The 22,638-nt window shown below is 63.7% G+C and carries 25 protein-coding genes; 14 read left to right on the top strand and 11 right to left on the bottom strand.

Annotated elements, in window-relative coordinates:
- Nucleotides 1-16: 16 nt before the first annotated feature.
- The 8 genes from ACFQX9_RS31145 to ACFQX9_RS31110 form a co-directional block, all read right to left on the bottom strand.
- Nucleotides 17-1,480 (bottom strand): CpaF family protein, encoded by a 1,464-nt coding sequence (locus ACFQX9_RS31145; protein WP_026232793.1) that lies wholly within the window; start codon nucleotides 1,478-1,480, stop codon nucleotides 17-19.
- 21 nt (nucleotides 1,481-1,501) lie between these two features.
- A complete protein-coding gene (locus ACFQX9_RS31140; protein ID WP_018454683.1) occupies nucleotides 1,502-2,770 on the bottom strand; it encodes an AAA family ATPase in 1,269 nt (422 codons plus the stop codon).
- Nucleotides 2,767-3,504: a CpaD family pilus assembly protein gene (locus tag ACFQX9_RS31135; RefSeq protein ID WP_018454682.1), complete on the bottom strand. Its 738-nt coding sequence runs from the start codon at nucleotides 3,502-3,504 to the stop codon at nucleotides 2,767-2,769. Before ACFQX9_RS31135 ends, ACFQX9_RS31140 begins: the two co-directional genes overlap by 4 nt.
- A 17-nt stretch (nucleotides 3,505-3,521) precedes the next feature.
- The gene (locus ACFQX9_RS31130) at nucleotides 3,522-4,997 is read right to left on the bottom strand and encodes a type II and III secretion system protein family protein (protein ID WP_026232792.1); all 1,476 of its coding nucleotides are present in this window, start codon (nucleotides 4,995-4,997) and stop codon (nucleotides 3,522-3,524) included.
- 11 nt (nucleotides 4,998-5,008) lie between these two features.
- Nucleotides 5,009-5,806 (bottom strand): Flp pilus assembly protein CpaB, encoded by a 798-nt coding sequence (gene cpaB, locus ACFQX9_RS31125; RefSeq protein WP_018454680.1) that lies wholly within the window; start codon nucleotides 5,804-5,806, stop codon nucleotides 5,009-5,011.
- Between the two features lie 127 nt (nucleotides 5,807-5,933).
- Nucleotides 5,934-6,458: a prepilin peptidase gene (locus ACFQX9_RS31120; protein ID WP_018454679.1), complete on the bottom strand. Its 525-nt coding sequence runs from the start codon at nucleotides 6,456-6,458 to the stop codon at nucleotides 5,934-5,936.
- A 122-nt stretch (nucleotides 6,459-6,580) separates the two neighbouring features.
- Nucleotides 6,581-6,721, bottom strand: coding sequence for a hypothetical protein (locus tag ACFQX9_RS31115; RefSeq protein WP_162496356.1), 141 nt, complete (start codon nucleotides 6,719-6,721; stop codon nucleotides 6,581-6,583).
- A 73-nt stretch (nucleotides 6,722-6,794) separates the two neighbouring features.
- Nucleotides 6,795-6,959 carry a Flp family type IVb pilin gene (locus ACFQX9_RS31110; protein WP_007599783.1) on the bottom strand — a complete coding sequence of 55 codons (165 nt, stop codon included), beginning with the start codon at nucleotides 6,957-6,959 and terminating at the stop codon, nucleotides 6,795-6,797.
- A gap of 261 nt (nucleotides 6,960-7,220) precedes the next feature.
- Between ACFQX9_RS31110 and ACFQX9_RS31105 the strand changes: the two genes are divergently transcribed.
- The 4 genes from ACFQX9_RS31105 (at nucleotide 7,221) to ACFQX9_RS31090 (ending at nucleotide 10,168) form a co-directional block, all read left to right on the top strand.
- Entirely contained in the window at nucleotides 7,221-8,048 is an 828-nt protein-coding gene (locus ACFQX9_RS31105) for a sterol desaturase family protein (protein ID WP_085351734.1), read from the top strand.
- A gap of 152 nt (nucleotides 8,049-8,200) precedes the next feature.
- Entirely contained in the window at nucleotides 8,201-8,695 is a 495-nt protein-coding gene (locus tag ACFQX9_RS31100) for a pilus assembly protein N-terminal domain-containing protein (protein ID WP_018454676.1), read from the top strand.
- Nucleotides 8,696-8,951: 256 nt separating this feature from the next.
- A complete protein-coding gene (locus ACFQX9_RS31095) occupies nucleotides 8,952-9,524 on the top strand; it encodes a TadE/TadG family type IV pilus assembly protein (protein WP_085351837.1) in 573 nt (190 codons plus the stop codon).
- Nucleotides 9,525-9,547: 23 nt separating this feature from the next.
- Nucleotides 9,548-10,168 (top strand): TadE/TadG family type IV pilus assembly protein, encoded by a 621-nt coding sequence (locus tag ACFQX9_RS31090; protein ID WP_240550528.1) that lies wholly within the window; start codon nucleotides 9,548-9,550, stop codon nucleotides 10,166-10,168.
- Nucleotides 10,169-10,269: 101 nt separating this feature from the next.
- Here ACFQX9_RS31090 and ACFQX9_RS31085 read toward each other — a convergent pair whose 3' ends face one another.
- From ACFQX9_RS31085 to ACFQX9_RS31075, 3 genes are all read right to left on the bottom strand, one after another.
- Nucleotides 10,270-10,482 carry a cold-shock protein gene (locus tag ACFQX9_RS31085; protein WP_007599788.1) on the bottom strand — a complete coding sequence of 71 codons (213 nt, stop codon included), beginning with the start codon at nucleotides 10,480-10,482 and terminating at the stop codon, nucleotides 10,270-10,272.
- A gap of 269 nt (nucleotides 10,483-10,751) precedes the next feature.
- Nucleotides 10,752-11,039, bottom strand: a complete 288-nt coding sequence (infA, locus tag ACFQX9_RS31080; protein WP_007599789.1) for a translation initiation factor IF-1 — start codon at nucleotides 11,037-11,039, stop codon at nucleotides 10,752-10,754.
- 23 nt (nucleotides 11,040-11,062) lie between these two features.
- Nucleotides 11,063-12,604, bottom strand: a complete 1,542-nt coding sequence (locus tag ACFQX9_RS31075) for a DEAD/DEAH box helicase (protein ID WP_051112971.1) — start codon at nucleotides 12,602-12,604, stop codon at nucleotides 11,063-11,065.
- 479 nt (nucleotides 12,605-13,083) lie between these two features.
- On the opposite strand from ACFQX9_RS31075, the gene urtA reads away from it, so the two are divergent.
- The 10 genes from urtA (at nucleotide 13,084) to ureC (ending at nucleotide 22,584) form a co-directional block, all read left to right on the top strand.
- Nucleotides 13,084-14,406 carry an urea ABC transporter substrate-binding protein gene (gene urtA / locus ACFQX9_RS31070; RefSeq protein ID WP_026232789.1) on the top strand — a complete coding sequence of 441 codons (1,323 nt, stop codon included), beginning with the start codon at nucleotides 13,084-13,086 and terminating at the stop codon, nucleotides 14,404-14,406.
- A gap of 84 nt (nucleotides 14,407-14,490) precedes the next feature.
- The gene (gene urtB / locus ACFQX9_RS31065; protein WP_085351737.1) at nucleotides 14,491-16,098 is read left to right on the top strand and encodes an urea ABC transporter permease subunit UrtB; all 1,608 of its coding nucleotides are present in this window, start codon (nucleotides 14,491-14,493) and stop codon (nucleotides 16,096-16,098) included.
- Nucleotides 16,095-17,273: an urea ABC transporter permease subunit UrtC gene (urtC, locus tag ACFQX9_RS31060; protein WP_026232788.1), complete on the top strand. Its 1,179-nt coding sequence runs from the start codon at nucleotides 16,095-16,097 to the stop codon at nucleotides 17,271-17,273. Before urtB ends, urtC begins: the two co-directional genes overlap by 4 nt.
- Nucleotides 17,270-18,031, top strand: a complete 762-nt coding sequence (urtD, locus tag ACFQX9_RS31055; RefSeq protein WP_018454669.1) for an urea ABC transporter ATP-binding protein UrtD — start codon at nucleotides 17,270-17,272, stop codon at nucleotides 18,029-18,031. Before urtC ends, urtD begins: the two co-directional genes overlap by 4 nt.
- A gap of 3 nt (nucleotides 18,032-18,034) precedes the next feature.
- Complete coding sequence (urtE, locus tag ACFQX9_RS31050; protein ID WP_007599806.1) at nucleotides 18,035-18,730, top strand: urea ABC transporter ATP-binding subunit UrtE; 696 nt, start codon at nucleotides 18,035-18,037, stop codon at nucleotides 18,728-18,730.
- A 30-nt stretch (nucleotides 18,731-18,760) separates the two neighbouring features.
- Entirely contained in the window at nucleotides 18,761-19,591 is an 831-nt protein-coding gene (locus ACFQX9_RS31045; protein ID WP_377791448.1) for an urease accessory protein UreD, read from the top strand.
- A gap of 24 nt (nucleotides 19,592-19,615) precedes the next feature.
- Nucleotides 19,616-19,918 carry an urease subunit gamma gene (locus tag ACFQX9_RS31040; protein ID WP_018454667.1) on the top strand — a complete coding sequence of 101 codons (303 nt, stop codon included), beginning with the start codon at nucleotides 19,616-19,618 and terminating at the stop codon, nucleotides 19,916-19,918.
- Between the two features lie 10 nt (nucleotides 19,919-19,928).
- Nucleotides 19,929-20,234 (top strand): urease subunit beta, encoded by a 306-nt coding sequence (locus ACFQX9_RS31035; protein WP_007599812.1) that lies wholly within the window; start codon nucleotides 19,929-19,931, stop codon nucleotides 20,232-20,234.
- A gap of 57 nt (nucleotides 20,235-20,291) precedes the next feature.
- On the top strand, nucleotides 20,292-20,831 hold the full coding sequence (locus ACFQX9_RS31030) for an HD domain-containing protein (protein WP_377791447.1): 540 nt from the start codon (nucleotides 20,292-20,294) through the stop codon (nucleotides 20,829-20,831).
- 37 nt (nucleotides 20,832-20,868) lie between these two features.
- Nucleotides 20,869-22,584, top strand: a complete 1,716-nt coding sequence (gene ureC / locus ACFQX9_RS31025; RefSeq protein ID WP_377791446.1) for an urease subunit alpha — start codon at nucleotides 20,869-20,871, stop codon at nucleotides 22,582-22,584.
- Nucleotides 22,585-22,638: the final 54 nt, after the last annotated feature.

Here is a 22,638-nt window from a genome sequence, read left to right as displayed (position 1 = left end):
GGCTGCGTTGACCTGCTCACGTCGTGGGCGCCACTTCCGCCGCGTCGAGCGCCGCGGCAAGGCGCTTCTCTTCGCCGTAATAGCGGGCGCGTTCCCAGAATTTCGGGCGGCCGATTCCGGTCGACCGGTGCCGGCCGATGATCTTGCCGTTGGCGTCCTCGCCGACCATGTCGTAGAGGAACACGTCCTGGGTGATGATGGTGTCGCCTTCCATGCCCATCACTTCGGTGATGTGGGTGATGCGGCGTGAACCGTCGCGCAGGCGCGCGGCCTGGACGATGACGTCGATCGAGGCGCAGATCATCTCGCGGATGGTGCGTGAAGGCAGGGAGAAGCCGCCCATCGTGATCATGGATTCGCAGCGCGATAGCGCCTCGCGCGGATTGTTGGCGTGCAGCGTGCCCATCGAGCCGTCATGGCCGGTGTTCATGGCCTGGAGCAGGTCGAACGCCTCGGGTCCGCGGACTTCGCCGACGATGATGCGCTCGGGACGCATACGCAGGCAGTTGCGCACCAGCTCGCGCATGGTGACCTGGCCCTCGCCCTCGATGTTGGGCGGGCGGGTTTCCAGTCGCACCACGTGCGGCTGCTGGAGCTGGAGTTCGGCGGCGTCCTCGCAGGTGATGACGCGCTCGTCGTGCTCGATGTAGTTGGTCAGGCAGTTGAGCAACGTGGTCTTGCCCGAGCCGGTACCGCCGGAGATCAGCACGTTGCAGCGGACGCGGCCGATGATCTGGAGGATTTCCGCGCCTTCCGGCGAGATTGCGCCGAACTTGACGAGCTGATCGAGCGTCAGCTTGTCCTTCTTGAACTTGCGGATCGTGAGCGTGGGGCCGTCGATTGACAGCGGGGGCACGATGGCGTTGACGCGGGAGCCGTCGGCCAGGCGGGCGTCGCAGATCGGCGAGGATTCGTCGACGCGCCGGCCGACCTGGCTGACGATACGCTGGCAGATGTTGAGGAGCTGCTGATTGTCGCGGAAGCGGATACCGGTGCGTTGGATCTTGCCGGCGACCTCGATGTAGACGGTGTCGGCGCCGTTGACCATAATGTCGGCGATGTCGTCGCGCGACAACAGCGGCTCCAGCGGACCGTAGCCGAGGACGTCGTTGCAGATGTCGTCGAGCAGCTCTTCCTGCTCGGCGATCGACATCACGATGTTCTTGATCGCGATGATCTCGTTGACGATGTCCCGGATTTCCTCGCGCGCGGACTCCGAATCGAGCTTGGCAAGCTGGGCGAGGTCGATGGCCTCGATCAGCGCGCCGAAGATGGTCGCCTTGACCTCGTAATAATTGTCCGAGCGGCGGGCTTCCATGGTCGGCGCAGGCTTCGCCGGGGCGAGCGGCGGCGAGGAGATTGCCGGCGGCGGCGGCACGCGCGACATGGCGGGCGCCGAAGCCTGGGCAGGCTCTGGCGACACGGCACCGGGCTTCGGGGCCCGGGCGTCGGCGTCTGTTCCGCTACGCTTACCGAACACTTAAAAACTCCATGCGGCGACCTATTTTCCCCGCAACTTGTCAATCAGGGGTGAAAGCAGGGACGACTTTTGCTTCTTCGTTTCGCTGCGGCCGGTCAGGCGCTGGGCGATCTGAAGGAACATCTCGATCGACTTATGGTTGGCCGAGATCTCCGCGATCATCTGGCCGTTATTGGCCGCCGAGCCGAAGATCTGCGGCTCGAACGGAATCGAGACGACCGGCTGGCTCTCGATCGCCTTGGCGAACTCCGCCGCGGCGATTTCGGGCCGTTTCGGCACGCCGACCTGGTTCAGGCAGTAGAGCGGCGGCCGGTCGTTGGGGCGCGCGGCCTTCAGGAGATCGAACAGGTTCTTGGTGTTGCGCAAATTGGCGAGGTCGGGCGCCGCCACGATCAGGATGTCGTCCGCTCCGATCAGGGCGCGTTTCGTCCAGCCCGACCATTGGTGCGGAACGTCGAGGACGATGCAGGGCATCGTGGAGCGCAACGTGTCGAACACGGAATCGAAGGCGTCGGCGCCGAAATCGTAGACCCGGTCGAGCGTCGCCGGCGCCGCCAGCAGACTGAGGTGGTCGGTGCATTTCGACAGAAGGCGGTCGACGAAGGCGGTGTCGACGCGATCGGGTGAGAATACGGCGTCGGCAATGCCCTGCGGTGGATCCTGGTTGTAGTCGAGTCCGGCCGTGCCGAAGGCGAGGTCGAGGTCGGCGACGACCGCGTCCATCGCGAGATCGCGGGCGATCGCCCAGGCGACATTGTGGGAGATGGTTGATGCGCCGACGCCGCCCTTGGCCCCGACCACGGCGATAATGCGGCCGACGGCCTTGGCTTCCGGCGCCGAGAACAGGTTGCAGATCGAGCGCACGACGTCGATCGCGCCGACCGGCGCGAGCACGTAGTCGCTGACGCCGCGGCGGACCAGCTCGCGGTAGAGCGTGACGTCGTTGATGCGGCCGATCACGACCACGCGGGTGCCGGCATCGCAGACGGTCGCGAGATGGTCGAGCCCGCCCAGGAGGTCGTTGCGGCCGTCGCTTTCGAGCACGATCACGTTCGGCGTGGGGGCCGAGCGGTAGGCTTCCACCGCAGCCGCCATTCCGCCCATCTGGATCTTCAGATGGGCCTTGCCGAGACGGCGATCTTCACCGGCTGACTGCACGGCGGCCGCCGTTTCCACGGTCTCGCAGAAAGCCTGGACGGAAACGCGGGGCGCCGGCGCAATATGCTCCTCGACCGGTGGGAGCGATGCCTCGGACTGATCTTCTTGGGGCTGGCGAGCGTAGCTGATCATCTGCCGGTGTCGCTGAGTTTGGCCTTGTCGGCCTCAGGATAGGCGACCGCCGTCGGCATTCCCTTGCGATACTTCTCGAACGCGGCGGTCCGCCGCGGCGTGTAGGACGGCGTTTCGGGCCGCGGCTGCTCGAGATCCGACGGATTGTCGACCATCGCTGCGAGGTTGCGCTGATAGGCGCAGCCGTAATTGTAGTAGTCCTTGTTCTCGAACCAGCTCTTGTTCTTCATCGAAGGGCCGATATCTTCCGGCCACAGGCCGCAGGGACCCGCGACTGCGGCGATCTTGGAATAGGTGAGCCGGATCGGCGGCAGGAATCGCTTGTCGTCCGGCGTGTAAGAGCGGGCGTTGATGCCGCGCGGCGGAACGCCCGCCGCCGACAGCATTGCCTGGATTTCGCGCATGGTGTCCGCGACCGGACGCGCGTTGGGCGTGCCGGACGGTACGTCGATCCGGATCGCGCCGGTGCCTTCGTGCATCCAGGCCGACGCGACGCCCATCACGTCGGCGCGCTGGGCGGCGGTCAAGCCGCCGCGGGCATGGCCGACGAAGACGACGATGGAACGATTCTGCTCCTCGATCGCGATCGGATGGCGCTGCTTGTAGTCGTCGGGAATGGAGGCCGTGACCGCTTCGTCATGCTGGCAGCCGCCTAGGGCGAGCGCCATGCCGACGAGCGCGCCGCCGAGGTGGATGGCGCGCCTGCGAATCTGGGGTGGTCTAGTGATCTTCATGAAGTCCCCGTTCCGCCTCAGTCGGTGATGAAGCCGTAGGTGCCGCGGTAGTTCTTGGCCGGTTCGGTCCGGCCGGGCACGCCGTAGATCCGGTTGATGTTGCCGAGCAGTTCGGCCTGCGGATCAGCCGGTGCGGAGAAGCCATCATCCGGCCGCGACAGGTCCTTTTGCGCAACTGCGCGAACGATGTAGGGCGTCACGATCACGACCAGCTCGGTCGCGTTGTTGACGAAGTCGCGGCTACGGAACAGCGTGCCGAGGACCGGGAGCTGCATCAGACCTGGCAGTCCGCTGACCGCTTGCTTGGTCTGCTGCTGGATCAGGCCAGCCATCGCCATCGCGCCGCCTGAGGGAATTTCCAGCGAGGTTTCTGCGCGGCGGGTCTTGATCGAGGGCACCGTGAGCGAGTTGACCGAGGTCGAGGTCACGGCCTGGGACAGCGTGATCGCGTTTTCGTTCGAGAGCTCGGACACCTCGGTCATTACCCGCAGGCTGATCTTGCCCTCCGTGAGAACGACGGGGGTGAAGTTGAGCGAGATGCCGAACTTCTTGAAGCTGATCTGGGTGGTACAGACGTGCGTGGTGGGGTCGCACGCATAGCCCGCAGGCACCGGAAATTCACCGCCGGCAATGAACGTTGCCGATTCACCGGAGATCGCGGTCAGGTTCGGTTCGGCCAGCGTCCGGATCACGCCCGCGGTCTCCATCGCACGCAGCGTGGCCTGCACCGACGGGGCCGCGCCGAACTTCGTGGTCAGGTTATTGCCGTCGACGAGGTTGTGGCCGAGAGCCGTGAACGGATTGGAGTTGCTGAAGCTGACGACCGAGGTGCCGTAGCTGAGGTTGGCGGTGAGGTCGATTCCGAGCTGCTTCACGATGCTGCGCTGCACTTCCGCGACCGTCACCTTGAGCATGACCTGATCGCGGCCGCGGACCACGATCGAGTTCACGACCTTCTCGGGGCCGCCGGCGAGGCGCACTGCGAGGTCGTTGGCCTGCTGGGCTTCGGCTGGATTCGCGGCCGAGCCGGTCAAGATGATGCCGTCGCCTAGCCCGTCGATCTGGATGTCTGAGTTCGGCAGGACCTGCTTCAGCGCGGCCCGCACGCCGTTGAGGTCGCGCTTGACCGCGATGTCATAGGCCGCGATCTGCTGGCCGGCGGAATCGAAGAACACGATGTTGGTCTGCCCGATCGAGGCGCCAATGATGTAGGCACGCTGCGCCGAGCGGACGACCGCGTTGGCGATCTTCGGATCGGCGACAAGCACGTCCTTGATGTCGCGCGGAAGGTCGATCACGATCGACTTGCCGATGCCGAGCGAGAGGAATCGCGCGTTCATCTGACCGTCGGCCGCAGCCTGCGCCACAGGGCGATAGTCGGCGGCGACCACAGGGGTCAGCACCGGGTTGAGCGCGAGCGCGACGGCGGCCGAAAACGACAGGGCGCGGACCACCGGGGTTCGCATCGTCGCCAAATTTGCCCTGCATTTCATGTCGACAGTCCTCATCGTGCCTTCGCCGTCGAGCTTGGGATACCGTACCGAATGATCGAAATGCCCTCGCGCTTCTGTGCGGAGTCATCGAGCGTGATCTCGCTCAGCTTGACATCGACGATGCTGCGCAGCGCCAGCGACAGCGTGCCGCTCTGGCGTGCGGAGGAGAGCGTCGCAGTCTGCGCAGGATTGAGTTCGAGAGTGACGGTCTTGCCGACCACCGCGTTCTGGCCGTCCTTCTCCTTGGGAGCCTGGTCGATGGCCAGGACGCGGATATTGGCCAGGATGATCTCGGACGTGACGACATCGGGAGCGCCGCTGCTCTGGTCCGGGTTCTTGAGACGGCGCGTCAAAAGCACGTCGACGCGGTCGTTGGGCAGGATGAAGCCGCCTGCGCCGGTTTCCGGCGAGATCTCGGTCGAGATCGCCCGCATGCCGGTGGGCAGGATTGCCGCCATGAAGCCGGAGCCTTCGGCCTTGACCAGCTTCTGGTCCCGGATCGGCTCGCCCTGGATGAAGGGAGATCGTGCGATCGAGCCGGTGACCTGGGTTACCCCCTCGGGGCGCTCGTTGCGGCGGATGAAGGTGGCGCTGGCGGTCGCGGACGGCCAGGTCTGCCATTGCACGTCTTCCGGCTTGACGGTCTGGCCGAGGCCGATGTCGTTTTTCGCGACCAGGACGTCGACGGTGGGAAGCTGCGCGACCGGAGCCGGAGGCGGTGCAGAATTGTCCGAGCCGCTCGCCAGATACGCGGCGACACCGCCGGCGCAGATGGCGACCGTCAGGACGACAATGCGTGCCCTATTCATACGCTTCACTTTCCAACAAACGCCGCGACGCTGACGCCGCCGTAATCGGCAGTTGACCAGCTATTCGTCAAAGCATGGTTAATGAGGCGTATCTAAATCGCCTTAACGCCGGGTTTACCCGATGCGTTCAGCGCAATGCGAGGTGAGCGAGGTCGATCGCCTTCACCCATTCGGTCTCCGGGTAGACCATCAGCGCGCTCAGTGCGAGCGCGATGCCGTAGGGAATGCCGCTGTCCTTGGCGTGCAGCCGCGCGAGCCAGGTCTGGCCAGCGAGCCCGTAAGGCAGCGGCCACTGCCGGAACTGGAGCAGGAGCAGCGTCAGCGCCCCGCCGAACAGCGAGGCGTAGAGCAGGAAGTTCATCAGCTGTGCGAACCCGAACCAAAGCGCGACGGAGGCCGCCACCTTGGCATCGCCGCCACCGACCCAGCCCATCGCAAAACAGGTGAAGGCCACGACCAGGACGAGCGCGCCGGCGCCGACATGGCCCAGCATCTCGTAAGGTGCCATGCCACCGGCGAGAGCGAGCGCGAAAAAGCCGGCGACCAGCGCCAGCGATACGCGGTTGGAGATCGTCATCGTGAAGAGATCGCTTGCGGCGGCAAACGCCATCAGGGCCGGGAAGAGCAGAAGGCGCGCAAGGTCGAGGATCATGGGCTGCGTCTTGAGGCCTGGGTGTGCCGCGGAGCTGGCGTCGCCGGATTCTAGCCGGCAGTGCTAAACAAACCGAAAACGGCGGCGGCGGTCTTGAGGGGTAGAACCAGCCGAAGGCGTGCTCACCAGAGGGAGGCGATGCGTGCGGCGAGCGCGACGGTCGCAAGCAGCAGGGCCAGGCAGACCCAGTAAGCCGGCGAGCCGGTCTGCGCCGCCTCGGCCGCGTTCGCCGCGACCACGGCATCGGTTCTGTACTTGCTCAACGCCACTGGAACTCGCCGTCTGAAAAACAAAGGCCCCGGAAATCCGGGGCTTTTGCAGTCGTTCGTCGATCGCCTACTTCAGCGAGCTGCTGATCGAGGTGAACTTGGCGTTCAGCGTGGTGCCGAGATTGTTGACGACGGTGATGATGGCCAGCGCGATGCCGGCGGCAATCAGACCGTATTCGATGGCGGTGGCGCCGGATTCATCTTTCGCGAAACGCGCAATCAGGTTCTTCATGAACAAAACTCCATCTGGGGTGGGATCGCCTCGTTCGGCGGTGTGCTTGACGCAACGACCATGAGATCCGAGCTCTTTCGGGAGAGTTAATTCGATCGGGCAAACGCGCTTGCCGCTGGCCAGAGTGAATTTCGCCTTAAGGCAGCCAGCTGCAATTCGTTCCGGTTCCGGATGTGCAGCAAGCGCAGCACCGGCTTCACCCTCCCTTAAATTTGGGGGAGTACGCGTAGGCGGGACCAGCAATTCGCAAGAGAGGCGACAATGTCGAGCCTGCCCATGGAAATCGCCCTGATGCTTGGCGAGACCATCGCGAAGGTGATCCCCGCGACCTTCGCGCTCGCGGTGGTCTTCACCGTGCTCGAGCATGTCTGGGCCTGCAATCCCGGCGTGCCGTGGTGGCGCAAGCGCGAGATCGTCACGGACATCTGCTACTGGTTTATCGTTCCGGTGTTCGCACGTGTCATGCGGATCGGCCTTCTGATCGTCGGTGCGAGCTTCGTCTTCAACATCCATGATGCCGACGGGCTCATCGCCTTCTACGACAATGGCCACGGCCCGCTGGCGCTATTGCCGCTCTGGGTCCAGGCCATGCTGTTCCTGGTGCTGTCCGATTTCATGCTGTACTGGCTGCACCGGTTGTTCCACGGCGGTGGGTTCTGGAAGTACCACGCGATCCACCACTCCTCGGAGGAGATCAGCTGGATTTCTGCGGCCCGCTTCCATCCCGTCAATCTCGTGCTCGGTACCATCGCGGTCGACGTCGTGCTGCTGATGGCCGGCATTTCGCCGAACGCCATGGTCTGGCTCGCCCCGTTCACGACCTTCCATTCGGCCTTCGTGCACGCCAACCTGAACTGGACCTTCGGGCCGTTCAAATATGTGTTGGCGACGCCGGTGTTCCACCGTTGGCACCACACCGCGCTAGCAGAGGGCGGCGACACCAATTTTGCCGGCACGTTCCCGATCTGGGACTTGCTGTTCGGCACTTTCCGCATGCCCGAGGGGCAACTGCCGCAGGATTACGGCAAGGATGAAGCCACCATGCCGAAGGAAATCGGAGGGCAGCTTGCCTATCCGTTCCGCCGCTAGGTTCTCGAGAGCCGCGAACGCCAGTCCGTTCAAACAATAGTCCGCGAGTTTGCGGAACGTTCACGAATTGAGGGCAGGTTAGCCGGGTCGGGCACCGGCTCGGCTGTTATCTGATCGCTTCTGCCGGTTTGTGACGTCCCGGGGGTAAGAGTATGCGTAAACAACTGCTGCGCCGTCATGCGCGCGTCTGTCTTCTGGTTGCGACAGCGGTGCTGGCATCGCCGGCTGCCGTCATTGCCGAGTCCGCCGATACCATCGCCGTCAATGTCGACCAGGCCAAGCTGGTGCGGCTGCCTGGCAAGGTGGCAACCATCGTGGTCGGCAATCCCCTGATCGCCGACGTCACGCTCCAGCCCGGCGGCATGATCGTCGTCACCGGAAAGGGCTATGGCGCCACCAATTTCATCGCGCTCGACCGCGGCGGCGAGATCCTGGTCGACCGCCAGGTCCAGGTCGAAGGTCCGAGCGACCGGCTCGTTACCGTCTATCGCGGGATCGAACGCGAGTCCTACAGCTGCGCGCCGCTTTGCCAGCGCCGCGTGACGCTCGGCGACAGCGACACCTACTTCAACAGCACGATGAGCCAGGCCGGTTCGTTGAGCAGCTCGGCGAGCGGCAGTGCCGGTGCGGGCGCCAAGACGAACTGACTAAGGCGAACTGAGCAAGACGAACCAAGTAAGACCAACCAGCAAGTTTGATTGGCGGATTTGGGGGCAAGGATCGTCCCCGCCCGCCGCACGCGCGCGAGTTTCTCTTTCCGTGTCCTCGTCTCCCTGGTCCGGGTCGTTCGCGGTTAACGCGCTCTTAACGGCCCGGGCCGCCGGGTGCGGATCGCCTGAAACACTTAAACAATCAGTTTCCGCTATTGAACATGGCAGATGATTGCTGCTGCTGGGGAATTTGATGCCTTCGCCTGCACCTACGAGATTCACGCTCCTCGCCACGTTGCGCCGGTTTCGTGGCAGCCGCCGCGGCTCCGCAGCCGTCGAGTTCGCGCTCGTTGCGCCGATGTTCTTTGCGTTGCTGTTCGCCATCATCGAGTCGGCGCTGATGTTCCTGGCGAGCCAGGTGCTCGAGAGTGCCTCGCAAAATTCTGCGCGCGTGTTGCTGACCGGGCAGGCGCAATCCGGCACGCTCACGGCCTGCGCGGTCTCCGGCGTCAGCACACCCTGCTCGCAAACGACGTTCAAGGCTTACGTCTGCAGCCAGATCCCGGCGCTGTTTGATTGCACCAAGCTCTACGTCGACGTCGTGAGTACAAACTCGTTCGGAGCGCTGAGCCTCACCAATTATGGTGATTCCTGCAGCTTCAATCCAACCGGCGTGCAGTACAGTGCCGGGGCCGCCAACCAGGTCGTCGTGGTGCGGCTGTTCTATCAGTGGCCGCTCTTCGTCACTGGCCTTGGCTTCAACATGGGCTGCAACAACAAGCGGCTGCTGATTGCGACCGCGGCCTTCAAGAATGAACCCTTCTGAGACAGATGGATCCGAGCGGACAGATGCAGGCGATTGCGAATATCTGGAGGAATGCCCGTAGCTCCGTGCGCGACTTCGTCGCCGACACGCGTGCGATCGCGGCGACCGAGTTCGCGGTCATCGTGCCGCTGATGCTGGTGATGTTCTTCGGGACCGTCGAATTTTCATCGGCCGTGGCGATCAATCGCAAAGTCACAATGATTGCACGGACTCTGTCCGATTTGACGTCGCAGTCGACATCGGTCGACGATGGCGACATGCAGGACACGTTCACGGCAAGCATATCGATGATCATGCCGTACGACGCTACGCTCGTGAACGGCACGGTCCTTCAGATCTATATCGACTCAAGCAAGGTCGCCAAGATTCAATGGAGCAAGTCCGCCACCATTGCCAACGGTGCGACGCAGGCCACGCTGACGGCTCCGCCCCCGACTCTGGTAGCTGGCACCACGGTCACCTCGATGATTCCGCCATCGCTCTTGATCGCGTCGACCTACCTTATCTTCAGTCAGGCGAGTTACGTCTACACGCCTTCTGTCAAATTCGTCCTGAAGACGGGCATCACGCTGAGCGATGTCTCCTACACGCGGCCGCGCCAGGTCACCTGCGTTCCTTACACGGGTGTAAAGTCGCCGTGCTGAAATACGAGAGCAGATCCTGGAATAAAAAAAGGCCGGGCATCGCGCCCGGCCTTTTCATTGATTGGTTCGCTCGAGCCGATCGGGGCCCGTAAGCGGTAGGCTCAGCCGGCGGAGCGGAGGTTGTCGGCTGCCGACTTGCCGGAACGGCGGTCGGCGACGATCTCGTAGGAGATCTTCTGACCTTCGCGCAGCGTGCCGAGGCCTGCACGCTCCACAGCGCTGATGTGAACGAACACGTCCTGGCCGCCATCGTCGGGCTGGATGAAGCCGAAGCCTTTGGTCGCGTTAAACCACTTCACGGTTCCCATGCTCATGGGGGTAGTCCCTTCTCAGATAACACAATGTCAGAGCCCGCTTGCGCGGACAGGTTAGATCGAATTTTTGGAAGGGTCGTCAGCGTGTCTGAACCGGCTGTACCGGTGGATGCTAATGTCGTCCGGCCGAAAATCGATTAAGTCATTTTATTGGAAACAGACACCCAAAACAATGCTGACGTGCACGATTTTTTGATCCGCCGTGATGGTCACGGCGGATCAGCATACACGTCGGAATTACAGGTCCGCGCTCGCGCGCTGGGCCCCCGCTAGCGGCGGCGGAACTGGCCGCCGCGCTGTCCGGGACGCGGAGGTCCGCCCATCCCGCTCGGACGTTCGTCCTTGTGGCGGAAAATCAGCCGGCCCTTTTCGAGGTCATAGGGCGACATCTCTACCGTCACGCGGTCGCCCGCCAGAGTCTTGATGCGGTTCTTCTTCATCTTGCCGGCGGTGTAGGCGACGATCTCGTGTCCGGCGTCGAGCTGCACGCGGTAGCGCGCGTCGGGGAGGATTTCGGTGACCAGTCCTTCGAACTGGATCAGCTCTTCCTTAGCCATGAATTTCTCCAGGTCGTGGACGGCTAGTGCGAATGGGGTTTGCGGTTCGGTTGGCCGTTCGGCCGACTCTCGCGGCGCAAAAAGGCAACGCCTTGTATCCCATCAGACGCCCCGGCGCTATGCGCGGAACGCTGTTCCGGACGGGCGTTTGGCGAAGAATGCGCCTTGCCTCCGGAGCGGCTGCGAGGAGCTGCCTTCGGGCCACTGCCGGGCCTTCCGTCGCCCTGCTTGGCGGCACTGTGGTGGCGCCCGTCCGCATGCCTTTCGTCGGCACGGCGACCGTCAGCGTGGCGTCCCTCACCATGCCTTGCGCCTTGCGGACGCTGGCCCGGGCGGCCCGGCCGACCCTGTCGTTGCTGCTGCGGGGGAGGGCCCGCATCGCGGCGGCCGGCGTCGGTGCGGCGATCCTCACGCGGCAGCGCCACTTTGATCAGCCGCTCGATGTCGCGGAGATAGGCGAGTTCCTCGCCGCCTGCGACCAGCGAGATCGCGGTGCCCTCGGCACCCGCGCGCGCGGTGCGGCCGATGCGGTGCACATAGGTCTCCGGCACGTTGGGCAGATCGAAATTGATGACGTGGGTGATGCCGTCGACATCGATGCCGCGGGCGGCGATATCGGTGGCGACCAGGGTACGGATCTCGCCGGTGCGGAACAGAGCGAGTGTCCGTTCGCGGTGGTTCTGCGACTTGTTGCCGTGGATGGCGCTGGCGGGGATGCCGGCCTTCTCGAGCGTCTTCACCACCTTGTCCGCGCCGTGTTTGGTGCGGGTGAAAACCAGCGCGCGGTTGACCTGCTCCTGCTTCAACAGCTGGGCGAGGAACGCCGGCTTGGCGGAGAAGTCGACCTGGATGATGCGCTGCTGGATGCGCTCCACGGTCGAGGAGACCGGGGTCACCGCGACGCGGGCGGGGTCGCGCAGCATGGCGTCGGCCAGCTCGGCGATGTCCTTCGGCATGGTGGCCGAGAAGAACAGCGTCTGCCGCTTGATCGGCAGCTTGGCGACGATTTTGCGGATGTCGTTGATGAAGCCCATGTCGAGCATGCGGTCGGCCTCGTCGAGCACGAGGAATTCGACGCTGCCAAGCTTCAGTCCGTTGCTCTGCACGAGGTCGAGCAAACGGCCGGGGGTGGCGACCAGCACCTCGACGCCCTGCATCAGCGAGCGGACCTGACGGCCCATCGGCACGCCGCCGATGGCGAGCGTCGAGGACAGGCGGATGTGACGGCCATAGGCGTTGAAACTGTCGAGGATCTGGCCGGACAGTTCGCGGGTCGGCGACAGCACCAGGACGCGGGTCGTCTTCGGCTGCGGCTTGATGCGATTCTCGAGCAGGCGGTGCAGGATCGGCAGCGCGAAGGACGCGGTCTTGCCGGTTCCGGTTTGGGCGATGCCGACGACGTCGCGGCCGGTCAGCGCGGTCGGAATTGTCTGGGCTTGGATGGGGGTGGGGGTGACGTAGTTCTCTTCGGTGAGAGCACGGGCGATGGGCTCGGCGAGGCCGAAATCCTGAAACGAAGTCAAAAGATGGGTTCTTTCCATGTCAAAAGCGGGCGCCCGGCGCATTCGGCGCGGCGCGCGCAAAAGGGTGTCGAGTGGGACACCTGCGTGTTTGGGGTGTCGGATGGCTTGATGGGATGGGGCAAGCCAGACGCCCGTAAGGGCTTAAGAACACGCGGCTCGCAACGGTCTCCTGATTCGCAAGAGACCTCGACCTCATATGGAACATTGAGGCGGCGCTTTCAAGGCACGCCCCACAGAAACGGCGATCGCGGTGCAGAAATAGTTATGCCGGAAATTTAGCCAGAGCGACAAATTTGCTCAGAAAATAACCTGCCTGCCGCATTCGCATACATTAGAATTGCTCAATGTTTAGGCGGCGCGGCCTGTGCGATACTTCGTTTTCTGTCAATTTCACCAGCAAAAACAATCGGTTGAAGGGTGTCTAATCCATGGCACAGTTCTTGCGAATCCGTTAATCGCAGGCGGCCGTTGGGGCCGTTTCGCAGCGTTTTTCACGTCTGCGTCAGGGAGATGAGACACTCATGCATAGCAAATCCACTCACGATATAGCGGCGCCATTTAGCCGCCGTGGCGTTCTCGCCGCGACCGCCGGACTGATGCTTGGTCTGGCTTCCATTTCTGGTGCGAAAGCCGCGGACGACACCATCAAGGTCGGCGTGCTTCACTCCCTCTCCGGCACCATGGCCATCAGCGAAACCACGCTGAAGGACACCATCCTCTTCCTGATCGACGAGCAGAACAAGAAGGGCGGCGTCAACGGCAAGAAGCTCGAAGCCGTGGTCGTCGATCCCGCTTCGAACTGGCCGCTGTTCGCCGAGAAGGCGCGCGAGCTGATCACCAAGGACAAGGTCTCGGTCGTGTTCGGCTGCTGGACCTCGGTGTCACGGAAGTCGGTGCTCCCGGTGTTCAAGGAGCTGAACAGCATCCTGTTCTACCCCGTGCAGTACGAGGGCGAGGAGAGCGAGCGCAACGTGTTCTACACCGGCGCCGCGCCGAACCAGCAGGCGATCCCCGCCGTCGACTATCTGATGAAGGACGAGAAGGTGAAGCGCTGGGTGCTCGCAGGCACCGACTACGTCTATCCGCGCACCACCAACAAGATCCTGGAAGCCTACCTGAAGTCCAAGGGTGTCGCCCAGGAAGACATCATGATCAACTACACGCCGTTCGGTCATTCCGACTGGCAGACGATCGTGGCCGACATCAAAAAGTTCGGCTCGGCCGGCAAGAAGACCGCTGTGGTCTCGACCATCAACGGCGACGCCAACGTTCCTTTCTACAAGGAGCTCGGCAACCAGGGCATCAAGGCGAAGGACATCCCGGTCGTCGCGTTCTCGGTGGGTGAGGAAGAACTCGCCGGCATCGACACCAAGCCGCTGCTCGGCCATCTCGCCGCCTGGAACTATTTCCAGTCGATCAAGTCGCCGGAGAACGAGAAGTTCATCAAGGCGTGGCAGACCTACACCAAGAATCCGAAGCGCGTGACCAACGATCCGATGGAAGCGCACGTGATCGGCTTCGACATGTGGATCAAGGCGGTCGAGAAGGTGAAGTCGACCGATCCGGACAAGGTGATCGATGCGCTCCCCGGCATCGAAGCCAAGAACCTGACCGGCGGCACCTCCAAGATGCTTCCGAACCATCACATCACCAAGCCGGTGTTCATTGGCGAAATCAAAGCCAACGGCCAGTTCGACGTGGTGTGGAAGACCCCGGGTCTTGTCGCGGGCGACGCCTGGTCGAAGGAGCTCGACGGCTCCAAGGACCTGGTCGGCGACTGGGTCGGCAAGAAGTGCGGTAACTTCAACACCAAGACCAACAAGTGCCTCGGTTCGGGCTCCTGATCCGGATCTGACGCTCCATTGCACGATCGGAGAGGGCGGCGATCCCGCCGCCTTCTCCACCCTTTTCTGCCGGGGTCTTTCACAGTGCCAGCCAATTTGTCCGCCCGCCTCTGTTCGCTCCTGCTCTCGTTCTTCCTGATCGCGTTCGCACTGCCGGCCTTGGCCGGCCCGTTCGAAGATGCGGTCGCCAAATTCGCCAACGACGATTATTCCGACACGGAAGAGGCGATCGGCGTGGTCGCGGGCAGCGGCAATACCCTTGCCTTTCCGATCATCAGCGCGCTTCAGGACGGCCGGCTCATGGCCGACCCTGATAGCAAGAAGGTTTACGTCACCGGCACCGACGGCAAGTCGATCGATGCCGCGACCGGTCAGGCCGTGGCCAGCGTGCCCGACAGTGCGAGCGCGGTCCGCCTCAACAACCGCCTTCGCCGCAGCGTCGATGCGGCGATCGGCAGCCTGACGCTGCAGTCACCCGACATCGGAGCGCGGCTCCAGGCCGCGCAATCCGTCTTCAAGTCGCATGAGGAGACGTCGCTCGAAGCGGTCGATGGCGCGCTCGCCAAGGAAACCAACCGATCCGTCAAGGCTGCGCTGGGCGACGCCCGCGCGGCGATCCTGTTGTTCAAGCCGGATGCCACCGAGCTCGAGAAGCTCGAAGCCGTTGCCACCATCAAGGCGCGCGGCGACCAGGAGGCGATGGCGCTGCTGACCGGCATGGGCGACCAGCCGGCCTCGGTGACCAAGGCTGCCGCGAGCGCAATCGGCTCGATCCAAAGTTCGCTCGCGGTCTGGTCGATGGTGCAGAATGCCTGGTACGGCCTCTCGCTCGGTTCGGTGCTGCTGCTTGCTGCGATCGGGCTTGCCATCACGTTCGGCGTGATGGGCGTCATCAACATGGCCCATGGCGAGATGGTGATGATCGGGGCCTACACCACCTTCGTGGTGCAGGAGGTGATCCGTACCCGCTATCCCGTCCTGTTCGACTATTCGCTGCTGATCGCCGTGCCGCTCGCCTTCCTGGTGGCCGGCGCGCTCGGCGTCGTGATCGAGCGCAGCATCATCCGCTTTCTCTATGGCCGTCCGCTGGAGACGCTGCTGGCGACCTGGGGCCTGTCGCTGGTGCTGCAGCAGGCCGTGCGCACCATGTTCGGCCCGACCAACCGCGAGGTCGGCAACCCCTCCTGGATGAGCGGCGCGTTTGAGATCGGCCAGATCACGGTCACCTATAACCGGCTCTGGATCCTTGTCTTCACGCTCGCGGTGTTCGTCATTCTGCTCGCGATGCTGCGCTACACGGCACTCGGGCTCGAGATGCGCGCGGTGACACAGAACCGGCGCATGGCGGCTTCGATGGGCATCGCCACTTCGCGGGTCGACGCGCTGACTTTTGGTCTCGGCTCGGGCATTGCGGGCATCGCCGGCGTGGCGCTGTCGCAGATCGACAATGTCAGCCCCAATCTCGGCCAGAGCTACATCATCGACAGCTTCATGGTCGTGGTGTTCGGTGGCGTCGGCAATCTCTGGGGCACGCTGGTCGGCGCCTTCACGCTCGGCATCGCCAACAAATTCCTGGAGCCGGTCGCCGGCGCCGTGCTCGGCAAGATCGCCATCCTCGTTCTCATCATCCTGTTCATTCAAAAACGGCCGCGCGGCCTGTTCGCGCTCAAGGGCCGCGCGGTGGAAGCATGACCCCTCACATGCTGACGCGATCGCTGGACCGCGGCGCGACCATCTTCCTTGCCATCGTCGTGGCCTGCGGCATCCTCATCCCGCTCTCCAACCTGCTGCTGCCCGCAGGTTCGTTCCTGCAAGTGCCGACCTATCTCGTCGCGCTCTGGGGCAAATATGTCTGCTACGCGATCCTGGCGCTCTCGATCGACCTGATCTGGGGCTATTGCGGCATCCTCTCGCTCGGTCACGGTGCCTTCTTCGCGCTCGGCGGCTACGCGATGGGCATGTACCTGATGCGGCAGATCGGCAGCCGCGGCGTCTACGGCAATCCGATCCTGCCGGACTTCATGGTGTTCCTGAACTATTCGAAGCTGCCCTGGTACTGGTACGGCTTTGACATGTTCTGGTTTGCCGCGCTGATGGTGCTGATCGTGCCGGGCCTGCTCGCCTTTTCCTTCGGCTGGCTCGCCTTCCGCTCGCGCGTCACTGGCGTGTATCTGTCAATCATCACCCAGGCGATGACCTATGCACTGCTGCTCGCCTTTTTCCGCAACGATTTCGGCTTCGGCGGCAACAACGGCATGACCGACTTCAAGGACATCTTGGGCTTCAACGTGCAGGCCGAGGGCACGCGTGCTGCGCTGTTCGCGCTGAGCTGCCTGGCGCTGATCGCCGGCTTTCTGATCTGCCGCGCCATCGTCTCGTCCAAGCTCGGCAAGGTGCTGATCGCCGTGCGCGATGCGGAATCGCGCACGCGCTTCCTCGGCTACCGGGTCGAATCCTACAAGCTGTTCGTGTTCACAGTGTCGGCCTGCATGGCCGGCGTCGCCGGCGCGCTCTATGTGCCGCAGGTCGGCATCATCAACCCGAGCGAATTCGCGCCGGGCAATTCGATCGAGGCCGTGATCTGGGTCGCGGTCGGCGGCCGCGGTACGCTGGTCGGCGCCGCGCTCGGCGCCGTCGTCGTCAACTACGCAAAGACGTTCTTCACCTCCGGCATGCTCGCGCCCTACTGGCTGTTCATGCTGGGTGCCATGTTCATCCTGGTAACGTTGCTGCTGCCTAAGGGCATCGTCGGCACTTTCAACGCCTGGTGGGACTCGTCGAAGGAAAGGCGCGACGCCGCGACCATTGCGAGCGCCGCGGCCGAAGACGGCGTCACCCAACCCAAAATGGCGGAGGAGGCGCAATGAACGTCATGGACACCCGCGCGACCTCCGCAATGCTGTATCTCGACGGTGTGCACGTCTCGTTCGACGGCTTCCACGCCATCAACAACCTCTCGTTGACGCTCGAGCCCGGCGAGATGCGCGCCATCATCGGCCCGAACGGCGCCGGCAAGACCACGATGATGGACATCATCACCGGAAAGACCAAGCCCGACGAAGGCACCGTGCTGTTCGACGGAGTCACCGATCTGACGCGACTGGACGAGACCCGCATCGCCGAGCTCGGCATCGGCCGTAAATTCCAGAAGCCGACCGTGTTCGAGAGCCAGACCGTGCAGGACAATTTGCTGCTCGCGCTCAATGTCGACCACAGCGTCAAGGGTACGCTGTTCTGGCGCGGCAGCCGGGCGGAGGCCGAGCAGATCGACAAGGTGCTGGAGACGATCCGCCTCACCGATGCCCGCAACCGTCTCGCCGGCAGCCTCAGCCACGGCCAGAAGCAGTGGCTCGAGATCGGCATGCTGCTCGCCCAGGATCCGAAACTACTGCTCGTCGACGAGCCCGTCGCCGGCATGACCGACGTCGAGACGCATCTCACCGCCGAGCTGCTCAAGGAAATCAACAAGACCCACACCGTGATGGTGGTCGAGCACGACATGACATTCGTGCGCGAGCTCGGCGTCAAGGTCACTTGCTTGCACGAGGGTACCGTGCTCGCGGAAGGCACCATCGACCAGGTCTCGTCCAACGAGCGGGTCATCGAAGTTTATCTGGGGCGCTGAGCGATGCTTGAGGTCAAGGACATCAACCTGTTCTACGGCGCGGCGCAGGCACTACGCGGCGTGTCGATTGCGGCCGAGCCCGGCAAGGTCACCTGCGTGCTCGGGCGCAACGGCGTCGGCAAGACCTCGCTCCTGCGTGCCATGGTCGGGCAGTACCCGATCTCCTCGGGCGCCATCGTGCTCGACGGCAACGATATCACGGGCCTGAAACCCTATGAGCGCGCGCGCAAGGGTATCGGCTTCGTGCCGCAGGGGCGCGAGATATTTCCGCTTCTGACGGTCGAGGAGAATCTCAAGACCGGCTTCGGGCCGCTCAGGCGCGAGGACAAGCACATTCCGGACGACGTGTACTCCCTGTTTCCGGTGCTGCAATCCATGCTCGGACGGCGCGGCGGCGATCTCTCCGGCGGCCAGCAGCAACAGCTCGCGATCGGGCGCGCGCTGGTGATGCGGCCGAAGTTGCTGCTGCTCGACGAGCCGACCGAGGGCATCCAGCCCTCGATCATCAAGGACATCGGCCGTGCCATCTCGTACCTGCGCAATCTCGGCAACATCGCCATCGTGCTGGTCGAACAATATCTCGACTTTGCCTGCGAACTCGGCGACAGTTTTGCGGTGATGGATCGCGGCGCGGTGAAGTTCACCTGCGACCGCTCCAATCTCGACGCGAGCGAAATCAGCCGCCAGATGGCGCTGTAGGCCATTCTGCCGCGACCGGCTGGGGGGCGGATGCGCAGCGACGTTCTAACGGCATCTTCGGTGTTCGACGCCAACCGTGCCCGCGGCGCGGTGCGCTTCGACGTCCACGCGCGCGACGGTGTGACACGTCGCGGGATATTGCATGAGTCCGGCTCCCTGCGCGTGCGCTTCCCTTCGCCGGAGGACGAGGGGCTCTCCGGCGTGTTCGTCAACACGGCCGGTGGTGTCGCCGGCGGCGATCGCTTCGACATCGAGATCGCTGCCGCAGATGGTTCGAAGCTGACGCTGACGACGGCGGCCGCGGAAAAGGTCTATCGCGCGCCAGGGCAGGCGGCGGAGCTCAATATAGCGCTGAAGGTTGCCGCAGGCGCACATCTCGGCTGGCTGCCGCAGGAGACGATCCTGTTCGACCGCGCGCGCGTGCGTCGTCGCTTCGACATAGACCTCGATGCGGCTGCCTCGCTCCTGCTGTGCGAGATCGTGGTGTTCGGCCGTACCGCGATGGGCGAACGGATGGAGCAGGGTGAGTTCGTCGATCGCTGGCGGCTGCGTCGCGGCGGCAAGCTAGTGTTCGCCGAGACCGTCAGGCTCGACGGCAATATTGGCGCAAAGCTTGCGCGATCGGCGGTGGCCAGGGGCGGCGCTGCGATTGGCACGGCGCTGATCGTGCCCGGCGACGAGGCCCTGATCGAGCGCATCCGCGAGGCCTCGGAATCCTTCGCCAGCGAGGTCGGGATATCCGCCTGGAATGGCTTTGCAATGGCGCGGTTCTGTGCCCAAGATGCGGCGCGTCTGCGCGCAGACATGATGACCGTGCTGGCGCGCACCGGCGCGGCGCTGCCGCGGCTCTGGTTGAATTGACGAAGTGAACGGAAGAGATTTCGTATGAACCTGTCTCCTCGCGAAAAGGACAAGCTTCTGATCTCGATGGCGGCGATCGTGGCCCGCCGCCGGCTGGATCGCGGCGTCAAGCTCAACCATCCGGAGGCGATCGCGCTCATCTCCGATTTCATCCTCGAAGGCGCGCGGGATGGCCGCACCGTCGCCGAGTTGATGCAATCGGGTGCGCAGGTTCTCACCCGCGACCAGGTGATGCCGGGCATTCCCGAGATGATCCACGACATCCAGGTCGAGGCGACGTTTCCGGACGGGACCAAGCTCGTCACTGTGCACGAGCCGATCAGGTAGGAGCGAGAGCATGATCCCCGGCGAACTCTTCATCCAGGACGGCGAGATCGAGCTCAACGCCGGCCGCAAGACGGTGACGCTGACGGTCGCCAACACCGGCGACCGCCCGATCCAGGTCGGCTCGCACTACCATTTCTTCGAGACCAACCCGGCCCTGAAGTTCGACCGCAAGAAGGCCCGCGGCATGCGCCTCGACATCGCCGCCGGCACCGCGGTCCGCTTCGAGCCCGGCCAGACCCGCGACGTCCAACTCGTCGCGGTGGCCGGCAAGAAGACCATCTACGGCTTCCGCGGCGACGTGATGGGGAAGCTGTGAATTCCACAGGAACGAGCGTGGCGCGGCATGGTTGAGGCGAAAACGGAGGACTTTGCCATGCTGTCACCTGTCCGCCTCGTCTCCGAAGCCGCCGAACTCGCCGCGCGCCGTCACAACGGCATGGCGCGCAAGGGCCGCGGTCATGAGCCTTACATCAACCACCTCGCCGAGGTCGCGAACCTGCTTGCGACCGCGACCGACGGCGCCGACGCCGAACTGGTTGCAGCCGGCTGGCTGCATGATGCGATCGAGGACACCGACACCATGCGCGAGGAGCTCGCGCAAAAATTCTCCGACCGTGTCGCGTCGCTTGTCGACGAGTGCACCGACGATATGAGCCTGTCGAAGCCGGAGCGGCGGCGGCGTCAGGTGCTCGACGCACCGAAAAAATCGGCTGGCGCCAGGCTGATCAAGATCGCCGACAAGATCAGCAATATCGGCGCGCGCGTACATTCGGATCCGACGGCCGAGGAACGTGACGATCTCGTCGATTATACCGACTGGGCCGAACAGGTTGTCGCTGGTTGCCGCGGCGGTAACTCTTGGCTCGATACGACCTTCGACGACATGGTGCTCACAGCGAGAACCTCTCTGTGAGCACCGATCCAGAATTCAAACGCAAACGGGGCTTGTGATGTCCGTCAAAATAAAGCGTTCCGTCTATGCCGACATGTTCGGCCCGACCACCGGCGACAAGGTGCGGCTGGCCGACACGGATCTCATCATCGAGGTCGAGAAGGACTTCACCAGCTACGGCGAGGAAGTGAAGTTCGGCGGCGGCAAGGTGATCCGCGACGGCATGGGCCAGTCGCAGGTCACCAACAAGCAGGGCGCGGCCGACACAGTCATCACTAATGCGCTGATCGTCGATCACTGGGGCATCGTGAAGGCCGACGTCGCGATCAAGGACGGCATGATCGCCGGCATCGGCAAGGCCGGCAATCCCGACATCCAGCCCGGTGTCACCATCATCATCGGCCCCGGCACGGACGTGATCGCGGGTGAAGGCAAGATCCTCACCGCGGGCGGCTTCGACAGCCACATCCATTTCATCTGTCCGCAGCAGATCGAGCACGCGCTGATGTCGGGCGTCACCTCGATGCTAGGGGGCGGCACCGGCCCCTCGCACGGCACGTTCGCCACCACCTGCACGCCGGGGCCGTGGCACATGGGGCGGATGATCCAATCGTTCGACGCATTCCCGGTCAATCTCGGCGTCTCCGGCAAGGGCAACGCCTCGCGGTCCGCCGCGCTGGTCGAGATGATCAAGGCCGGCGCCTGTGCGCTGAAGCTGCACGAAGACTGGGGCACCACGCCTGCCGCGATCGACAATTGCCTGTCGGTCGCCGACGACTACGACATCCAGGTGATGATCCACACCGACACGCTCAACGAATCCGGCTTCGTCGAGGATACGATCAAGGCGTTCAAAGGCCGCACCATCCACGCCTTCCACACCGAGGGCGCCGGCGGCGGTCACGCCCCCGATATCATCAAGGTCGCAGGGCTGAAGAACGTGCTGCCGTCCTCGACCAACCCGACGCGGCCCTTCACGCGCAACACCATCGACGAGCATCTGGACATGCTGATGGTGTGCCACCACCTCGATCCCTCGATCGCGGAAGACCTGGCGTTCGCCGAAAGCCGCATTCGCAAGGAGACCATCGCGGCCGAGGACATCCTGCATGATCTCGGCGCGCTCTCGATGATCTCCTCGGACTCCCAGGCCATGGGCCGCCTCGGCGAGGTCATCATCCGGACCTGGCAGACCGCCGACAAGATGAAGAAGCAGCGCGGTTCGCTGCCGCAGGACAAGGGCAAGGACAACGACAATTTCCGCGTCAAGCGCTACATCGCCAAATACACGATCAATCCCGCGATCGCCCATGGCGTTTCGAAGCTGATCGGCTCGGTGGAGAAGGGCAAGCTCGCCGATCTCGTGCTGTGGTCGCCGGCCTTCTTCGGCGTCAAGCCGGATTGCGTCGTCAAGGGCGGCATGATCGTCGCCGCTCCCATGGGCGATCCCAACGCCTCGATCCCGACCCCGCAACCGGTGCATTATCAGCCAATGTTCGGCGCCTTCGGCAAGGCGCGCACCGCGTCCTCGGTGGTGTTCACCTCGAAGGCCGCCATCACCGGCGGCCTCGCGCGTAAGCTCGGCATCGACAAGAAGCTCTATGCGGTCCAGAACACCCGCGGAAAAATCTCGAAGAAAAGCATGATCCACAACGACGCCACGCCCAATATCGAGGTCGATCCTGAGACCTATGAGGTCCGCGCCGACGGCGAGCTTTTGACCTGCGCCCCCGCCGAGGTGCTGCCGATGGCGCAGCGATATTTCATGTACTGAAATAGCGCCTCAACGCATGTCCCAGGACCATGTCCTGGTCGCATATCCGGGAGC

The organism is Bradyrhizobium sp. GCM10028915, from assembly GCF_042666195.1.
Classification (GTDB): Bacteria; Pseudomonadota; Alphaproteobacteria; order Rhizobiales; family Xanthobacteraceae; genus Bradyrhizobium; species Bradyrhizobium canariense_D.
The sequence above is the reverse complement of the archived record's forward strand: the minus strand, read 5'-3'. Positions and strand labels throughout refer to the sequence as shown.